Annotated in this window: 16 protein-coding genes; 13 read left to right on the forward strand and 3 right to left on the reverse strand. The window is 65.9% G+C overall.

The genetic code is table 11. The features are described from left to right. Positions 1 to 6: 6 nt before the first annotated feature. Positions 7 to 327, reverse strand: coding sequence for an antibiotic biosynthesis monooxygenase family protein (locus MnOB_RS18655; RefSeq protein ID WP_077525723.1), 321 nt, complete (start codon positions 325 to 327; stop codon positions 7 to 9). After that, positions 324 to 1,022, reverse strand: coding sequence for a CTP synthase C-terminal region-related (seleno)protein (locus MnOB_RS18660; RefSeq protein ID WP_077525724.1), 699 nt, complete (start codon positions 1,020 to 1,022; stop codon positions 324 to 326). The genes MnOB_RS18655 and MnOB_RS18660 overlap by 4 nt, the downstream gene beginning before the upstream one ends. A gap of 100 nt (positions 1,023 to 1,122) precedes the next feature. On the opposite strand from MnOB_RS18660, the gene MnOB_RS18665 reads away from it, so the two are divergent. The 6 genes from MnOB_RS18665 to MnOB_RS18690 all read left to right on the forward strand — a co-directional run bounded on the left by MnOB_RS18665 (position 1,123) and on the right by MnOB_RS18690 (position 6,177). Continuing rightward, positions 1,123 to 2,016 (forward strand): LysR family transcriptional regulator, encoded by an 894-nt coding sequence (locus MnOB_RS18665; protein WP_234358289.1) that lies wholly within the window; start codon positions 1,123 to 1,125, stop codon positions 2,014 to 2,016. Positions 2,017 to 2,078: 62 nt separating this feature from the next. After that, positions 2,079 to 2,609: an SRPBCC family protein gene (locus MnOB_RS18670; protein WP_077525725.1), complete on the forward strand. Its 531-nt coding sequence runs from the start codon at positions 2,079 to 2,081 to the stop codon at positions 2,607 to 2,609. 219 nt (positions 2,610 to 2,828) lie between these two features. Then, entirely contained in the window at positions 2,829 to 3,206 is a 378-nt protein-coding gene (locus MnOB_RS18675) for a YciI family protein (protein WP_077525726.1), read from the forward strand. Between the two features lie 31 nt (positions 3,207 to 3,237). Beyond that, positions 3,238 to 4,461, forward strand: a complete 1,224-nt coding sequence (locus MnOB_RS18680) for an RNA polymerase sigma factor (RefSeq protein WP_107504104.1) — start codon at positions 3,238 to 3,240, stop codon at positions 4,459 to 4,461. Positions 4,462 to 4,579: 118 nt separating this feature from the next. Beyond that, a complete protein-coding gene (locus MnOB_RS18685; RefSeq protein ID WP_077525728.1) occupies positions 4,580 to 5,023 on the forward strand; it encodes a YybH family protein in 444 nt (147 codons plus the stop codon). Between the two features lie 293 nt (positions 5,024 to 5,316). Then, positions 5,317 to 6,177, forward strand: a complete 861-nt coding sequence (locus MnOB_RS18690; protein WP_077525729.1) for a LysR family transcriptional regulator — start codon at positions 5,317 to 5,319, stop codon at positions 6,175 to 6,177. A gap of 174 nt (positions 6,178 to 6,351) precedes the next feature. Here the strand turns inward: MnOB_RS18690 and MnOB_RS18695 are convergent, their stop codons facing one another. Then, entirely contained in the window at positions 6,352 to 7,518 is a 1,167-nt protein-coding gene (locus MnOB_RS18695; protein WP_077525730.1) for an HPP family protein, read from the reverse strand. A gap of 498 nt (positions 7,519 to 8,016) precedes the next feature. Between MnOB_RS18695 and MnOB_RS18700 the strand changes: the two genes are divergently transcribed. From MnOB_RS18700 to MnOB_RS18730, 7 genes are all read left to right on the forward strand, one after another. Beyond that, entirely contained in the window at positions 8,017 to 9,240 is a 1,224-nt protein-coding gene (locus tag MnOB_RS18700) for an SfnB family sulfur acquisition oxidoreductase (RefSeq protein WP_077525731.1), read from the forward strand. 10 nt (positions 9,241 to 9,250) lie between these two features. Then, positions 9,251 to 10,624: an LLM class flavin-dependent oxidoreductase gene (locus MnOB_RS18705; RefSeq protein WP_077525732.1), complete on the forward strand. Its 1,374-nt coding sequence runs from the start codon at positions 9,251 to 9,253 to the stop codon at positions 10,622 to 10,624. Next, entirely contained in the window at positions 10,621 to 11,286 is a 666-nt protein-coding gene (locus MnOB_RS18710) for a methionine ABC transporter permease (protein ID WP_077525733.1), read from the forward strand. Before MnOB_RS18705 ends, MnOB_RS18710 begins: the two co-directional genes overlap by 4 nt. Before the next feature lie 94 nt (positions 11,287 to 11,380). Then, positions 11,381 to 12,151 (forward strand): MetQ/NlpA family ABC transporter substrate-binding protein, encoded by a 771-nt coding sequence (locus tag MnOB_RS18715; RefSeq protein WP_077525734.1) that lies wholly within the window; start codon positions 11,381 to 11,383, stop codon positions 12,149 to 12,151. A gap of 96 nt (positions 12,152 to 12,247) precedes the next feature. Then, complete coding sequence (locus MnOB_RS18720; protein ID WP_077525735.1) at positions 12,248 to 13,483, forward strand: SfnB family sulfur acquisition oxidoreductase; 1,236 nt, start codon at positions 12,248 to 12,250, stop codon at positions 13,481 to 13,483. 10 nt (positions 13,484 to 13,493) lie between these two features. Further along, the gene (locus MnOB_RS18725; protein WP_077525736.1) at positions 13,494 to 14,702 is read left to right on the forward strand and encodes an SfnB family sulfur acquisition oxidoreductase; all 1,209 of its coding nucleotides are present in this window, start codon (positions 13,494 to 13,496) and stop codon (positions 14,700 to 14,702) included. Further along, the gene (locus MnOB_RS18730; RefSeq protein WP_077525737.1) at positions 14,702 to 16,168 is read left to right on the forward strand and encodes an LLM class flavin-dependent oxidoreductase; all 1,467 of its coding nucleotides are present in this window, start codon (positions 14,702 to 14,704) and stop codon (positions 16,166 to 16,168) included. Before MnOB_RS18725 ends, MnOB_RS18730 begins: the two co-directional genes overlap by 1 nt. The last annotated feature ends 26 nt before the right edge of the window (positions 16,169 to 16,194 follow it).

Below are 16,194 nucleotides of genomic sequence, written 5' to 3' on the forward strand. Positions count from 1 at the left end.
CTGCACTCAGGCCTTGCCGTACTCCCGCCCGACGTGGGCCACGCGGGTACGAAACGCGCGGTACCACTCTTCGCGCCCGCGCCGCTGGGCTTCCCGGTGCTCCGCCTGGATGCGCCAGTTGCGAATGTCGTCCTCGCTGCGCCAGTAGGACACCGTTATCCCCAGCCCGTCGGCGCCGCGTGCGGACTCCACACCGAGGAAACCGGGTTGGTCGCGCGCCAGTTCCAGCATGCGCTCGGCGGTGGTGGCATAGTCCTGCTCGGTCTCACTGCGCAGTGAGGTGAATATCACCGCGTAGTAGGGCGGCTCCGGCGTCGGGGCAATCATCGGGCGTTCTCCTGGCAGGCATTGACGAAGGCGTGCACCAGCGGTGGCAGGCGGCCGATCAGCGCGGCGCGTTCCGGCTGGAACAGGGTGGCGATGAAGAAGGGGTGGCCGTCCAGCTCCATGGCTCGTACCGCGCCGGCAGCATCGGTGGCCGCGACCTTCAGGGGGCCCTGGGTCAGTTGCTCGCCAAAGGCGGGGTTCAGGCCGTAGCCGCAGAAATAGCCTTCGAAGGTTTCCTGGGCGCCGTAAGCCGCCGCCAGACGCGAATCGGCACGCAGTTCCACCCGCTCCAGGGTTTCCCGCATGGCACAGGGCAGGGGACTGATGACTGTGCGGGCGGCATCCGGATGGGTTTCGGCATGCTCGGCGTCGGCCCAGCCGAGGACGTTGCGCGCGTGCTCCAGCAGTGCGTACTGGAAGCCGCCGCAGGTACCGAGAAAGGGCAGGGCGTTGCATCGCGCGTGGGCAATGGCCAATAGCACCGCGTCGGTGTCGCGGTATGGACTGCCGGGCACGCACCAGAGACCGTCGAAATCGTCGAGGTTGTGTTCACCGAGGCGCTCGGTCGCCAGCCAGATGCCTTCCACGGCGCGGCCGGTGGCCCGGGCGGCGAGTTCCAGGGCGTGGGGATTGGCACGGTGTGCGGTGATGCTGTCGTCCCTGTCGCCGATCAGGCCGATGCGCAGTTGCTTCATCACTGTCCTCCTTTTCCAGGCGCGGCTTGCGCCTGCTACTGCCGACTATATAGTTGCGAAAAGGCAATCAATATTGGCGATTTGGCAAGGTGGAATTGCAGTGACGCAATACAGGATCGACCACGCCGACCTGGCCCTGGTCCTCGCATTGGTCCGTGGCGGGACCCTGGCGCGGGCCGCCGAGCAGCTCAAGGTTGATGTCTCCACGGTATTCCGCTCGCTGCGGCGCCTGGAGCAGGCACTGGGTAGCGTCCTGTTCGAGAAAAGCCGCGCCGGTTACCTGCCAAACACGACGGCGCAACTGCTGGCACAGCAGGCCGAGCTGGCGGAGAAGGCACTGGAAGCGGCGCGTCTGGGCCTGGAGCAAGGCGGCGAGGCGGTCAGCGGCACGCTGCGCCTGACCTGCACCGACGCGGTGCTCCATGGCCTGCTGTTGCCCGCCCTGGCCCACTTCATGCCGGCTTATCCGGCGTTGGAACTGGAGCTGACCACCTCCAACGACTTCGCCAACCTCAGCCGCCGCGACGCCGACATCGCCCTGCGCCTGACCACAGCACCGCCCGGTCATCTCGTGGGTCGCTGCCTGGGCCCGGTGCCCTACGTGCTCTGCGCGGCTGACGCCTATCTGGCGCGATCGCCCGAGCGCGACCCGGCGCGCATGGCCTGGATCGCCCCCGACGACTTCCTGCCCAACCATCCCAGCCTGGTCTGGCGCCGCCAGCACTATCCCGACGTGCAGCCGATGCATCGCTGCAACAGCATGCTGTCGGTGGCGCAATTGGTGCGTGCCGGCCTCGGCGTGGCGGCGCTGCCGGAGTTCCTGGTGCGTGGCGAAGCGGGGCTCAAGGTTCTGGAAGGCGACCTGCCCGGGTGCACCAGTGCACTCTGGCTGCTGACCCGGCCGGACTGCCGCGCGCTGCGTTCGGTCATCACCCTGTTCGAAGAATTGGGGCGTCACATCCGGCTTCCGGGCACCGCGGCGCAGAGCGGCTAACCTTGTTCTGGCAATGCTGCCCAAGTGCCAGTCCACCTGCCTGCAAGCCCCGGGAGGGCGCCATGTTCAAAGCCATAATCGCCATCATCGTCATCGCGATACTCGGCGTGCTGGGGTACGCCGCGATCAGCCCGGATCATTTCCGCATCGAACGCACGACTACCATCGCGGCACCGCCGGAAAAGGTCTTCCCGCTGATCAACGACCTGCACCAATGGAAGGCCTGGTCGCCCTGGGAAAAGCTCGACCCGGCACTCAAGCGCAGCTACAGCGGGCCGAAAGAAGGCGTCGGCGCAGCCTATTCCTGGCAGGGCAACAACGAAGTGGGCACCGGGCGCATGGAGATCACCCAGAGCGAGCCGGCCTCGAAGGTGGAGATCAAGCTGGACTTCCAGATGCCCTTCGAAGCCCACAACACCGCCGAGTTCAACCTTCAGCCGCAGAACGGCGGCAGTACCCAGGTCACCTGGGCCATGTACGGGCCGTCCCCCTATACCCACCGCTTGATGCAGGTGTTTTTCGACATGGATGACATGGTCGGCAGCAAGTTCGACCAGGGCCTGATGAACCTCAAGGCCGCCGCCGAGAAATAACCTGAAACGGACCGCTCGGCCCCCGGGCGGGCCGGGCGAGCAAGGGACGCTATCCTGATTCTCTCCTTGTGGGAGCGAATTCATTCGCGAATGAGTTCGCTCCCACAAGGCATGGTCAATCCTGACGAAGAACGGAATTTTCCATAGGCCCTGTCGATTCCTGTCGCGGCCGAACGACCAATGGGTGTCAGTACCCCGCAGCCACCCGAGGAACCCATCATGAAATACCTGTGCCTGATCTACATCGAAGAAGCCAAGCTGGCCACCCTGACCGACGCCGACTACCAGGCCATCGCCGGCGAGTGCGTGGAATACACCGAGCAGCTCGCCGCCAGCGGCCATTACCTGGCGTCCAATGCGCTGGAGTCGGTGCGTACCGCCACTACCTTGCGCCTGCAGGGCGGTCGCGTGTCGATGACCGACGGCCCCTTCGCGGAAACCAAGGAGCAGCTCGGCGGCTTCTACCTGATCGAGGCGCGCGACCTCAATGAAGCACTGCAGATCGCCGCGAAGATCCCGCCGGCACGCCTGGGCTGCATCGAGGTGCGGCCGGTGCGCGAGCCCGAGGTCCGGCCGACCCTGGGTGCGGTCTCCTGATGCAACGGGGGGCCTGATGGACGAGGCCGAACTGCGCCAGCGGGTCGAGGCGATCTATCGCAGCGACTCGCGCCGCGTCCTCGCCACGCTGATCCGCCTGTTGGGGGACTTCGACCTGGCCGAGGAAGCCCTGCACGACGCCTTCATCGCCGCCGTGCAGCAGTGGCCACGGGACGGCATCCCGGCCAACCCGCGCGCCTGGCTGGTGTCGGCCGGTCGCTTCAAGGCCATCGACGGCCTGCGCCGGCGCGCCCGCTTCGACGCGTCCAAGCGTCACCTGCTGGCTGAACTGGAAGAAGCCGCCAGCGAGTTCGAGGAGGGCGAGGATGTGGAGGACGACCGCCTGCGGCTGATCTTCACCTGCTGCCACCCGGCGTTGCCCGCCGACGCCCAGGTACCGTTGACCCTGCGCGAAGTCTGCGATCTGAAAACCGAAGAAATCGCCCACGCCTTCCTGAGTACGCCGTCCACCATCGCCCAGCGCATTGTCCGTGCCAAGGCGAAGATCCGCGACGCGCGCATTCCCTACCAGGTGCCGTCGCTGGCCGAGTTGCCGGAGCGGCTGGATAACGTCCTGCGGGTCATCTACCTGGTGTTCAACGAGGGTTATTCGGCCTCTTCCGGCGACTCCCTGACCCGTACCGATCTGTCGGCCGAAGCCATTCGCCTGGCGCGACTGCTGCTGGAGCTGCTGCCGGACCCGGAAGTGATGGGACTGTTGGCGCTGATGCTGCTGCACGACTCGCGCCGCACCGCGCGCGCCACCGACGATGGCGACCTGATCCTGCTGGATCAGCAGGACCGTTCCCGGTGGGACCGGGCGCAGATCGCGGAAGGCCTCGCCCTGGTGACGCAGGCCCTGGCCAGCCGGCGCGTCGGCGTCTATGTGCTGCAGGCCGCGATCAGCGCCGTGCACGCCCAGGCGGCGAGTGCCGAGCAGACGGACTGGGGGCAGATCGTCGGCCTCTACGATGTGCTGCAACGGCTGGTCCAGTCGCCGGTGGTGGCCCTCAATCGCGCCGTGGCCATCGCCATGCGCGATGGCCCCGAAGCGGGACTTGCGGAAGTGGATGCCCTGCTCGATGCCGGCGAACTCGGCGATTACCACCTGGCGCATACCACGCGCGCCGATTTCTGCCGTCGTCTCGGGCGCAAGGCCGAGGCACGTGCGGCGTACCAGAACGCATTGGCGCTGGTACGCCAGGAACCCGAGCGGCGATTCATCGAGGGGCGCCTGCGTGAACTAGAGGAATGACGGCACCGCTCGTCGATCCCGGCGAAGGCGGTGTCGAAGCCGGACAGCGGCCCACGACTAAGGGTGAACCCACGGCATGCCGCCGACGGAACCCCTTCCGGAACCAAGGAGACGCACCATGAGCAGTGAAACCCTCAAGGCCACCGCAGAACTGGAAGTCCACGAAGTCTTCAACCAGTGGCTGAAGGCCGCCCGCGCCAAGAATGTGGACGCCATCCTGGCCTGCTATGCGGACGATGTGATCGCCTATGACGCGATCCTCAAATTGCAGTTCAAGGGCCTGGATGCCTACGGCCAGCATTGGCGCTTCTGCATGGAGATGTGCGCCGGCGATGGCATCTTCGAACCCGCCGAGCCGACCATCCAGGCCGACACCAACGTCGCCTTCCTGCACTGCCTGGTGCGTTGCGGCGGCGAACAGGATGGCGAGGTGCAGACCAGCTGGATGCGCGGCACCCAGTGCTACGTCAAGCGCGGCGGGCAGTGGAAGATCGTTCACGAGCACTTCTCAGCGCCCTTCGACATGGAAAGCGGCAACGCTCTGTTCGATCTTCAACCCTGACCCTGGACGGGATTGCCGCCGTAGGGTGGGCTTCAGCCCGCCTTCGGAGGTCAGCGTGGGCTAAAGCCCACCCTACGACAGCACGCCAGCGCCTTTCTTGCGCAGCACGGCTGTTGAGGCTGGTGGCAGAAGCCACGGACGACAAGGACACACCCTTGTAGGAGCGAGCTTGCTCGCGAACAGTCCGCGCACGATCCTTCGCGAGCAAGAACTCGGCGTCCCCCTCGCTCCTACACACGACACGGCGCGCCAGCCGGTAAACTCGGCCATCCTTCCCGCACCCGAGCACATCCATGGATATCGACCTGGCGCGTACTTTCCTGGAGATCGTCCGTACCGGCAGTTTCGTCGCGGCGGCCGAGCGCCTGCACGTCACCCAGACCACCATCACTGCGCGGATACATAACCTCGAACAACAGCTGGATTGCCGACTCTTCGTGCGCAATCGCGCGGGCGCGCGGCTGACCGCAGACGGCGAGGTGTTCGTCGCCTACGCCAACCAGTTGGTGCAGACCTGGGAAGCGGCCCGACGCGACCTGCCGTTGCCCGAAGGCTATCGCGACGTGCTCAACCTGGGCGGCGAAGTGAGCCTGTGCAGTCCGCTGGTGCTCAGTTGGGTGATCCGCCTGCGCGAGCGCATGCCATCCCACGCGGTACGTGCGGAAGTCGGCGAGGCGGGCCACTTGCAGCAGCAATTGCAGCGCGGCCTGCTGGACGCCGCGCTGGTTTATCGCCCGGATTACTGGCCGGGCCTGCAGGTGGAGTTGTTGCTGGAAGAGAAGCTGGTCCAGGTGCGTTCGGCGACCAATCCCGAGCCCTACATCTACAACGACTGGGGCCCGGAATTCCGCCAGCGCCACGATGCCGCGATGCCCGAAAAGGCCAGTGCCGTGCTGTCCACCAACCTGGGGCCGCTGGCGCTGCACTACATCCTTCAGTGCGGCGGCTCCGGCTATTTCCGCGCCCGCGTGGTGCAAGGGCATCTGGACAACGGCGAGCTGGAACGGGTGGAGAAGGCACCGGAATTCACCTATCCCACCTACCTCGTCTACTCCCGTGAGAAGGATTCCCCAGCCCTGCGCCAGGCCATCGACGTGCTGCGCGACGTGGTGACCGAGGACATCGACTGGTCCCGACGCTGGGACCCGATCTGATTCCGAAACTGCGTGGTCCGGCGTAGGGTGCGCCGTGCGCACCGGAAGTTCTGGCACGGGGTTTCGGTGCGCGCAGCACACCCTACGGCGATGTGCGTACCACGGACCCCGCACGGAGATTCTGTGGGAGCGAATTCATTCGCGATTGAAATCGCTCCCACGATTCCTTGCCCGTCAACTCGCCAGCTGCAACACCGGCTGTTGGTGCAGGTCCTGTAGCCAGTTGCGGTAGAGCGCGGCGATCAGGTCGCTCTGGCTGACGATGCCCACCACGCGGCCACCGTCGTCCAGCACCGGCAGGCAGTGCAGGCCCTGGTCGGACAGTAGCGACACCAGTTCCACCACCGGCGTGTCCACGGTCACGCAGCGTACCGGGCGGCTCATCAGCCTCGACACCGGTGCTTCGCGACGCGCGCGGAAGCGCTCGGCGAGGCTGCGGGGTGCGGCGCTGGCCGCGTGGCCGAGCAGGTCGGAGAGGGTCAGGATGCCTACCAGCTGCTGCTTGTCGTCCAGCACTGGAAGGGCTTTCAGATGATGCTGGTCGAGCAGGCGCCAGGCCTCGCTGACCGGTGCCTGGGGGCCGATGGTGCGTAGGTCGCGGGACATGATCCGTTCCGCCCGCAGGTCGCCCATGGTGCGGCGCAACGCATGCTTCTCGGTGAGCTGGAGCAGGCGTTGGAGATCATCGCGGGTCACGTCGACGAAGCTGCCGAACTCGGCCAGCGCATGGTCCAGGTCAACCTCGGCGATGCCGTTGCGCTCGCCGGGCAGCGGATCAGCGGTCAGGTGTGGGCCGCTCGCAGGATGCGCGACTTTGCGCGGGTAGGGGACGCCGCTGAGATTGTTGAAGAGCAGTGCGGTGTTCACCAGTACCACTGAACCCAGCAGTACCGGCAACAGCAGATGCCAGCCGAGCGCAGAGAAGACCGGTCCACCGAGCGCAGCCCCCAGGGCGATGGCGCAGCTGGGCGGGTGCAGGCAACGCAGGGCCTGCATGCCCACCAGGGCCAGGCCGAAGGCGGTTGCGGCGGTAGCCAGCGGGGGCAGGCCCCAGTGGCTGACCAGCAAGCCGATGGCTGCCGCCAGCACGTTGCCGGCGATCACCGGCCAGGGCTGGGCAACTGGGCTGGAGGTAACAGCGAACAGCAGCAGTGCGGAGGCGGAGAACGGCGCGATCAGGCGCAAGGCCAGGTCGGTACCGTATAGCTGGCTGCACACCAGCGCGGCGAGGAAAACGGCAATGCAGCCGCCAATGGCAGCGCGCAGCCATTCCCGTGGGGGAGCGTTGCTGGCGTCTGGCAGCAGGCGTCGCAGCCAGAGACGCAGGGGATTCTGGGGCATGGGCATGACACTGGGCAGTTGATAAAGGGAGAGGCCGGAGGCGCTGTACGGAAAGTGCCGATACCGGACGGCTTTTCGTACAGGCCCCTGGTCCTCTCAATCCCACCGGGGTGGGAGCTCCATCCCTGGATATGGAAATTTTTTCTCTCGCGCACGGTTCCTCGGGAGCCTGCTTGCGCAGGCCGAACCGGGCCGGGCGTCGGGGATGGGGGCATGCTAAGGGGCGGAAAAATAGAAGGCTAATGAATGTTATTGCTTGTGCAGTGCAAAAAAATTGCACTAAAGCGCTGGGGCTGATCAACCTGTCTTTTCCTGCGTCAGGTGTTGCTCCAGCAACACCTGACCAGCAAGTTGCCTGCTTAATTCAGGCTCGTCTGTTGATGAAAAATATTAAGCCATTGATTTATAAGGAAAAACAAAACTGGCACGGGTGCTGCTTTATCCCTCTGCAAGCAAGGTCGCGACTGTTCGCGGCGAAACAGCAGTGCAGAGAGCCCCATGTCGCAATCCCCGATTTCCGCCCAGTACCCCATCGGTATCCCCGACGCCCAGATCATCCGTAGCGATGCCCAGGCCATCGAGGTGGCCCATCGCGTCGCAGCCTTCCTGCTGGAGGGTGACGCCGAGCGTGACCGCACCCGCCAGGTTCCATCAGAAGTGGTGGACGTGTTTTCCAACAGCGGCCTCTGGGGCATCACCGTGCCCAAGGTGTTCGGCGGCGCCGAGGTGAGCTACGCCACCCTGGCTGAAGTGATCGCCATCATCTCGGCCGCCGACGCCTCCCTCGGACAGATTCCACAGAACCACTACTGCCTGCTGGAAGACATCCGCCTGCAAGGCACCTATGACCAGAAGCGCTTCTTCTTCGGCCTGGCGCTGAAGGGCAACCGCTTCGCCAATGCGCTGTCGGAAACCGGCGGCAAGAACGTCCAGGACATCCAGACCCGCATCCGCCGCGAGGGGGACGCCCATGTCATCAACGGTCGCAAGGGCTACTGCACCGGCTCGCTCTATGCCCACTGGCTGGCGGTGTTGGCCGTGGACGAGGACGACAAGGCCCAACTGGCCTTCGTTCCCCGTGGCAGCGAAGGGCTGGTGATCGTCGACGACTGGTCCAGCATCGGCCAGCGCAACACGTCCAGCGGCACGGTGCTGGCCCAGGATCTGCGCGTGCCGGCGACGAACCTGTTCCCCACCTACCGCTCCTACGAGAGCCCGACCCTGGCCGGCCCGTTCGCCCAGATCACCACCGCTGCCATCGATGCCGGGATCGCCCGTGCGGCCCTGCGCGACACCATCGCCTTCGTCCGTGACCACGCCCGCCCCTGGATCGATGCCGGGGTGGAGAAGGCCAGCGAGGACCCGCTGACGATCATCCAGGTGGGCAACATGGGTATTCGCCTGGAGGCCGCCGAAGCTTTGCTGGAACGTGCCGGCAAGGTGATGGACGCCGCTCGCCCGGCGCCGGACGAGGACAATGTGGCCGCCGCTTCGGTCGCCGTGGCCAAGGCCAAGGTGCTGACCACCGAAATCGCCATCGAAGCCTCCAACAAGCTGTTCGAACTGGGTGGCACCCGCTCCACGCTGGCGCGCCACAACCATGATCGTCACTGGCGCAATGCCCGCGTGCACACCCTGCACGACCCGGTGCGCTGGAAGTACCACGTGGTCGGTAACTGGCTGCTCAACGGCGTGAAGCCGCCGCGTCACGACTGGTCCTGAGGCGCGCGACATGAGCAAGCAGATCCGCCTCAACGCCTTTGCCATGAACGCCGTGGGCCACCTGTCCCCCGGCCTCTGGCGGCACCCGCGCGACCAGGCGCGGCGCTACACCGATATCCACTACTGGATCGAGCTGGCGCAAACCCTGGAGCGCGGCAAGATCGACGGCCTGTTCCTCGCCGATGTGCTGGGTGTCTATGACGTCTATCAAGGTGGGCCGGAGCAGGCCCTGCGCACTGCCGCCCAGGTGCCGGTGAACGACCCGCTGTTGCTGGTGCCGGCCATGGCCGCTGCGACCCGGCACCTGGGTTTCGGCGTCACCGCGTCGGTGTCCTTCGAGCATCCGTATCCGTTCGCCCGGCGCATGAGCACACTGGATCACCTCACCGGTGGCCGTGCCGGCTGGAACATCGTCACCTCCTACCTGGAGAGCGGCGCGCGCAATATCGGCCTCAAGCAGCAGCTCAATCACGAGCAGCGCTATGCCCTGGCCGCCGAGTACCTGGAGGTCTGCTACAAGCTCTGGGAAGCGAGTTGGGACGAGAATGCAGTGGTCGCCGACGTCGAGCGCGGTGTCTATGCGGACCCGGCCAAGGTGCACCCCATCACGCACAAGGGCGCGCACTTCGACGTGCCTGGCTTCCACCTCAGCGAGCCGTCGCCGCAGCGCACACCGGTGCTCTACCAGGCCGGTGCTTCCAGCCGGGGCAAGGCCTTCGCCGCTGCCAATGCCGAGTGCGTGTTCGTCGCCGCGCCCACCCGCCACATCCTGCGCAATCAGGTGGCCGACCTGCGCCATCAGGCCGAGTTGGCCGGGCGCAAGGGCAGCGACATCAAAGTGTTCAACCAGCTCACCGTGATCGTCGCACCCACCGATGCCGAGGCCCAGGCGAAATGGCGCGAGTACCGCGAGTTCGCCAGCCACGACGGCGCCCTGACGTTGATGTCCGGCTGGACCGGCATCGACTTCGGTCAGTACGCGCCGGACCAGGTACTGCGTCAGGTCGAGAGCAACGCCATCCAGTCGGCGGTGGATGCCTTCACCGCGGCGGACCCGAGCCGTACCTGGACCACCGCCGAGATCGCCGACTACTGCGCCCTGGGTGGCGACGGCCCGTTACTTGTCGGTTCGCCGAAAAGCGTGGCCGACGAGTTGCAGGCCTGGGTGGAAGAGACCGACGTGGACGGCTTCAACCTGTCCAGCATCGTCGCGCCGGAAACCTTTGTGGATATCGTTGACCTGCTGGTGCCCGAGTTGCAGGCGCGCGGCTTGTTCAAGCGCGAGTACGAAGACGGCAGCCTGCGCCACAAGCTGTTCGGCGAGGGCGACCGTCTTGCCGAACCGCACCCGGCCGCACGGTTGCGCAGGAAGGTGGGGCAATGAACGAACTGCTCGCCAACCTCGACTGGGTGGAAATCGGCCAGGCCTGCATCGACACCCTGACCATGCTCGCCCTGGCGCTCGGCTTTACCGTGCTGCTCGGCCTGCCGTTGGGCGTGCTGCTCTACCTCACCGGCAAGAAGCAGATGCACGAGAAACCCGGCTTCTACCGCTTCGCTTCGGCCGTGGTGAACATGCTGCGTTCGCTGCCTTTCATCATCCTGCTGATCGTGATGATCCCGCTGACCACGCTGCTCACCGGCACTTCCCTCGGCGTCGCCGGGGCCATTCCGCCGCTGGTGGCCGGCTGCACGCCGTTCTTCGCGCGGCTGGTGGAAACCGCCCTGCGCGAAGTGGACCGGGGCCTGGTGGAGGCTACCCAGGCAATGGGGGCCAGCACCTGGCAGATCATCTGGCACACCCTGCTGCCGGAAGCCCGCACCGGGCTGATCGCCGCCGTGACCGTCACCGCCATCGTGCTGGTGGATTACACCGCCATGGCCGGCGTGATCGGTGGCGGGGGCCTCGGCGATCTGGCCATCCGCTTCGGCTACCAGCGATTCCAGACCGACGTGATGGTGGTCACCGTGGCCCTGCTGATCCTGCTGGTGCAGGCCCTGCAGATGAGCGGCGACCGCCTCGTGATCCGCTACAGCCGCCGTTGAAATCCCGCCGCAGGGCAGCCGGCTTTCGCTGCCCACCCAAGGCCTCACGTTCACCCCACGACGGCCAACCCAATACTGCCCAGGAGCACTTGCAATGAAAAAGGCTATCGCCATTCTGGCCGCCGTCGTCGCCTTCTCCGCCCAAGCCGGCGAGAAGCTCGTAGTCGGCGCCACCCCGGTTCCCCACGCTGAAATCCTCGAGTTCATCAAACCCACCCTGGCCAAGGAAGGCGTGGACCTGGACATCAAGGTCTTCACCGACTTCATCCAGCCCAACGTACAACTGGCGGAGAAGAACCTCGATGCCAACTACTACCAGTACCGGCCGTTCCTCGATGAGTTCAACAAGAGCCGCCACACCAACCTGGTGCCGGTGGTAGGCATCCACATCGAACCCTTCGGCGCCTACTCCACCAAGATCAAGAAACTCGACGAGCTGAAGGACGGCGCTTCCGTCGCCATCCCCAACGACCCGGTGAACACCGGCCGCGCCCTGGTGCTGCTGCACGAGGCCGGGCTGATCAAGCTCAAGGACCCGAGCAACACCCTGGCCACCCAGCGCGACATCGCCGAGAACCCGAAGAAGCTGAAGATCCGCGAACTGGAAGGTGCGCTGCTGGCCCGTTCCGTGAGCCAGGTGGACCTGGCCTTCGTCTTCGCCAACTACGCCCTGGAAGCCGGCATCGACACCAACAGCGCGCTGATCGTCGAGAAGGGCAAGGACCTCTACGCCGAATTCCTCGTCGCCCGTCCGGACAACCTCCAGGACCCGGGCCTGCAAAAACTGGCCAAGGCCCTGAACTCGCCGGAAGTCCGCCAGTTCATCGTCACCCGCTACAAGGGCCAGATCGCCCCGGCGTTCTGATTCTCCAGCCTCGCTCCGCTTGCCTCCCCTCTCCCTTCAGGGAGAGGGGCCGGGGGAGAGGGCAGGGCGCAATTCTGCAATCGAAGGCCACACCGCATGACAAACAAAACCGCCCACAACGCATTTCGTGATGAAGCCCCGTCACTACTCCCGGCGGCGCTGATCGAAAACGATGCACAGGCCCTGCAAGCCGCTCATGAGGTGGCGAAGCTGGCCAGGGAACATGCCGCACAACGCGACCGCGACCGCCAGCTGCCCTGGCGCGAGCTGGAACATTTCACTCGCCTGGGGCTGGGCGGCATCCGCATCCCGCGCCAGTACGGTGGGGCCGAGGTGTCCCACGTCACCCTGGCCGAGGTGTTCCGCATCATCTGCGCAGCCGATCCCGCGCTTGGGCAGATTCCGCAGAACCAGTTTGGCCTGCTCAACGTGGTCGAGAACGTCGGCAGCGAAGCGCAGAAGCGCAAGGTGTTCGCTGGCATCCTCGCCGGTCGCCGGCTGGCCAATGCCGGACCCGAGCGCAACACGAAGCACACCCTGGAGATCAAGGCGCGCATCACTCGCACTGACGAGGGACTCAAGGTCAGCGGCGAGAAGTTCTATTCCACCGGTGCGCTGTTCGCCCACTGGGTGGCGGTCAAGGCCATCGACGACAGCGGTGTCGGCGTGCTTGGCCTCGTTGAGCGCGGCGTACCGGGGCTGCGCATCGTCGATGACTGGTCCGGTTTCGGCCAGCGCACCACTGCAAGCGGCACCGTGCTGCTGGACCAGGCGCCGGTCGCCGACGACCTGGTTTTCCACAACAGCCGACTGGCCGAGGTACCGAGCATCCAGGGCGCGGTATCGCAGCTGATCCAGGCCGCCATCGATGCCGGTATCGCCGAGGCGGCCATCGACGACGCCATCGCCTTCATCCGCGAACGCACGCGGCCCTGGGTGGATGCCGGCGTCGAGCGTGCCAGCGAGGAGCTCTACACCATCGCCGAGATCGGCCGCCTGAAGACCGAGCTGAATGCCGCCAATGCCCTGCTGGAACGCGCCGGCCAAATACTCGATGAAGTGGCCGCTGCGCCCATCGATGGCGAGTCCGCTGCCCGTGCCTCCATCGCCGTGGCCGAGGCCAAGGTGCTGACGACGGAAATCAGCCTGCTCGCCAGCGAAAAGCTCTTCGAGCTGGCCGGCAGCCGCGCCAGCCTCGCCGAGTTCAACCTCGACCGCCACTGGCGCAACGCCCGCGTCCACACCCTGCACGACCCGGTGCGCTGGAAGGTCCAGGCCGTTGGCGCTTATCACCTCAACGGCGCCAAGCCGGCCCGTCATTCCTGGATTTGAGGAGTTCTCCATGACATTGCCGCAACCCGCACCGGCCCTCAGCGTCGCCATCATTCGCGATGACGCCGAAGCCATCGAGGTGGCCCGCCGTATCGCCGCCGAGTTCAAGCCCGGCGCCGCCGAGCGTGACCGCGATCGGCGCCTGCCCCATGAGGAACTCGACGCCTTCACCCGCTCCGGCCTCTGGGGCATCAGCGTGCCGCGCGAATACGGTGGCGCTGGCGTATCACGGGTGACCCTGGCCCGCGTCATCGCCATCATCAGCGCCGCCGACGCATCTCTTGGGCAGATTCCGCAGAACCATTTCTATGCCCTGGAAGTTCTCCGGGTGAATGGCAGCAAGGCCCAGCAACGGCGCCTGTTCGCCGCGGCACTGGCAGGCCAGCGCTTTGGCAACGCCCTGGCGGAAATCGGCACCCGCACCGCCAATGACCGCAATACCCGGCTGATTCGGGAAGGCGCGGGCTACCGCATCAATGGCCGCAAGTTCTACTGCACCGGCGCCCTCTATGCCGATCGGGTACCGACCCTGGTGGTGGCCGAGGACGGGCACCAGTACCTCGCTTTCGTCCCGCGCAATGCCCCCGGACTGACGGTCATCGATGACTGGTCCGGCTTCGGCCAGCGCACCACCGGCAGCGGCTCGGTGGTGTTCGAGAACGTGCCGGTGCGCACCGAGGACCTGGTGTCCTTCCAGGATGCTTTCGACCGTCCGACCACCGTCGGCCCCTTCGCGCAGATTCTCCATGCCGCCATCGACGCCGGTATCGCCCGCGCCGCCTATGAAGATGCACTGGAGTTCGTGCGTACCCGCTCGCGGCCATGGATCGACTCCGGCGTGGACAAGGCCAGTGACGACCCACTGACCATCCAGGAGTTCGGCCGCCTGGCCATCCGCCTGCACGCTGCCGAGGCCATCCTCGATCGTGCCGGCCGCCTGCTGGATGCCGCCACTGCCCGACCCGATGCCGACAGCGTGGCCGCTGCGTCCATCGGTGTGGCCGAGGCCCGTGCCCTGACCACCGAGGTGTCGCTGGCTGCCGGCAGCAAGCTGTTCGAGCTGTCCGGCACCCGCGCCAGCCTGGCCGAACACAACCTCGACCGCCACTGGCGCAACGCCCGCGTGCACACGCTGCACGACCCGGTGCGCTGGAAGTACCACGCGGTGGGCAACTTCTACCTCAACGACAAATTGCCACCGCGTCGGGGGACGATCTGATGGCGCGCCAGCAGATCCTCCTCAACGCCTTCAACATGAACTGCGTGGGGCACATCAACCACGGGCTCTGGACCCACCCGCGCGACCGCTCGGCCGACTATCGCAAGCTGTCCTACTGGACCGAGCTGGCGCAGTTGCTGGAGCGCGGGCTGTTCGACGGCCTGTTCCTGGCGGACATCGTCGGTGTCTACGACGTCTACCAGGGCAACGTCGACCTGACCTTGAAGGAAAGCATCCAGCTTCCGGTCAACGACCCGCTGTTGCTGGTCTCGGCCATGGCCGGGGTGACTCGCCACCTGGGCTTCGGCCTAACCGCCAACCTCAGCTACGACGCGCCGTACCTGTTCGCCCGTCGCCTGTCGACGCTGGACCACCTAACGGATGGCCGGGTCGGCTGGAACATCGTCACCGGCTACCTGGAAAGCGCCGCCCGTGCCATGGGGCTGACGCAACAGGTGGAGCACGACCGCCGCTACGACCAGGCCGACGAGTACCTTGAGGTGCTCTACAAGCTCTGGGAAGGCAGCTGGGAAGAGGGCGCGGTGATCAATGATCGCCAGCGCCGCATCTATGCCCGGCCGGACAAGGTGCACAAGGTTCACCACCAGGGTGAGTTCTTCAATGTGGAGGGCTACCACCTCTGCGAGCCCTCGCCGCAACGCACGCCGGTGCTGTTCCAGGCGGGTGCCTCGGCACGCGGGCTGCGTTTTGCCGGCGAGCATGCCGAGTGCGTGTTCATCAGCGGCAACAACAAGGCTGCGACCCGCGCCCAGGTGGACAAGGTGCGCGCGGCGGCCCAGGCCGCTGGCCGCGATCCGCACGCGGTGAAGGTGTTCATGGGCATCAGCGTGATCGTCGCGCCGACGGTAACCGAAGCGCGCGCCAAGCATGCCGAGTACCTGGCTCATGCCAGCGCCGAGGCGGGCGTGGCGCATTTCGCCAGCTCCACGGGTATCGACTTCTCCCGCTTCGGCCTGGATGAGCCGATCCCCTACGTGAAGACCAACGCCATCGAATCGGCCGCCAGCAAGCTCAAGGACAACAGCCTGACCCGCCGCCAGTTGCTGGAACAGCATGCTCTGGGTGGGCGCTACATCCTGCTGGTGGGCTCGCCCACGCAGGTGGCCGACGAGTTGCTGAGCTGGGTGGACGAGACCGGCCTCGATGGCTTCAACCTCACCCGCATCGTCACCCCGGAAAGCTACGCCGACTTCATCGACCTGGTGGTGCCGGAGCTTCAAGCACGCGGCGCGTACAAGACGGCGTATGCCGAAGGCACCTTGCGGCAGAAGTTGTTTCGCCAGGGGGATCGCCTTCCCGACAACCACCCGGGCGCTCGCTTCTCCTCGGGGCAAATTTCTCCTGTAGGGGCGAATTCATTCGCCAAGCAGGCCGAAGGTCTGCCCCTCAGAAAACCAGGGAGCGCTGCGCGCTCCTTGGCGAATGAATTCTCCCCTACAAAGTGATTCTCCATTTCAGGACAAGGACCAAA

Source organism: Metapseudomonas resinovorans (assembly GCF_002003485.1).
GTDB classification, from domain to species: domain Bacteria; phylum Pseudomonadota; class Gammaproteobacteria; order Pseudomonadales; family Pseudomonadaceae; genus Metapseudomonas; species Metapseudomonas resinovorans_D.

Coding starts and splice junctions, on each gene's coding strand:
- MnOB_RS18655 (WP_077525723.1), bottom strand. CDS start 327: ATGATTGCCCCGACGCCGGAGCCGCCCTACTACGCGGTGATATTCACC.
- MnOB_RS18660 (WP_077525724.1), bottom strand. CDS start 1,022: ATGAAGCAACTGCGCATCGGCCTGATCGGCGACAGGGACGACAGCATC.
- MnOB_RS18670 (WP_077525725.1), top strand. CDS start 2,079: ATGTTCAAAGCCATAATCGCCATCATCGTCATCGCGATACTCGGCGTG.
- MnOB_RS18675 (WP_077525726.1), top strand. CDS start 2,829: ATGAAATACCTGTGCCTGATCTACATCGAAGAAGCCAAGCTGGCCACC.
- MnOB_RS18685 (WP_077525728.1), top strand. CDS start 4,580: ATGAGCAGTGAAACCCTCAAGGCCACCGCAGAACTGGAAGTCCACGAA.
- MnOB_RS18690 (WP_077525729.1), top strand. CDS start 5,317: ATGGATATCGACCTGGCGCGTACTTTCCTGGAGATCGTCCGTACCGGC.
- MnOB_RS18695 (WP_077525730.1), bottom strand. CDS start 7,518: ATGCCCCAGAATCCCCTGCGTCTCTGGCTGCGACGCCTGCTGCCAGAC.
- MnOB_RS18700 (WP_077525731.1), top strand. CDS start 8,017: ATGTCGCAATCCCCGATTTCCGCCCAGTACCCCATCGGTATCCCCGAC.
- MnOB_RS18705 (WP_077525732.1), top strand. CDS start 9,251: ATGAGCAAGCAGATCCGCCTCAACGCCTTTGCCATGAACGCCGTGGGC.
- MnOB_RS18710 (WP_077525733.1), top strand. CDS start 10,621: ATGAACGAACTGCTCGCCAACCTCGACTGGGTGGAAATCGGCCAGGCC.
- MnOB_RS18715 (WP_077525734.1), top strand. CDS start 11,381: ATGAAAAAGGCTATCGCCATTCTGGCCGCCGTCGTCGCCTTCTCCGCC.
- MnOB_RS18720 (WP_077525735.1), top strand. CDS start 12,248: ATGACAAACAAAACCGCCCACAACGCATTTCGTGATGAAGCCCCGTCA.
- MnOB_RS18725 (WP_077525736.1), top strand. CDS start 13,494: ATGACATTGCCGCAACCCGCACCGGCCCTCAGCGTCGCCATCATTCGC.
- MnOB_RS18730 (WP_077525737.1), top strand. CDS start 14,702: ATGGCGCGCCAGCAGATCCTCCTCAACGCCTTCAACATGAACTGCGTG.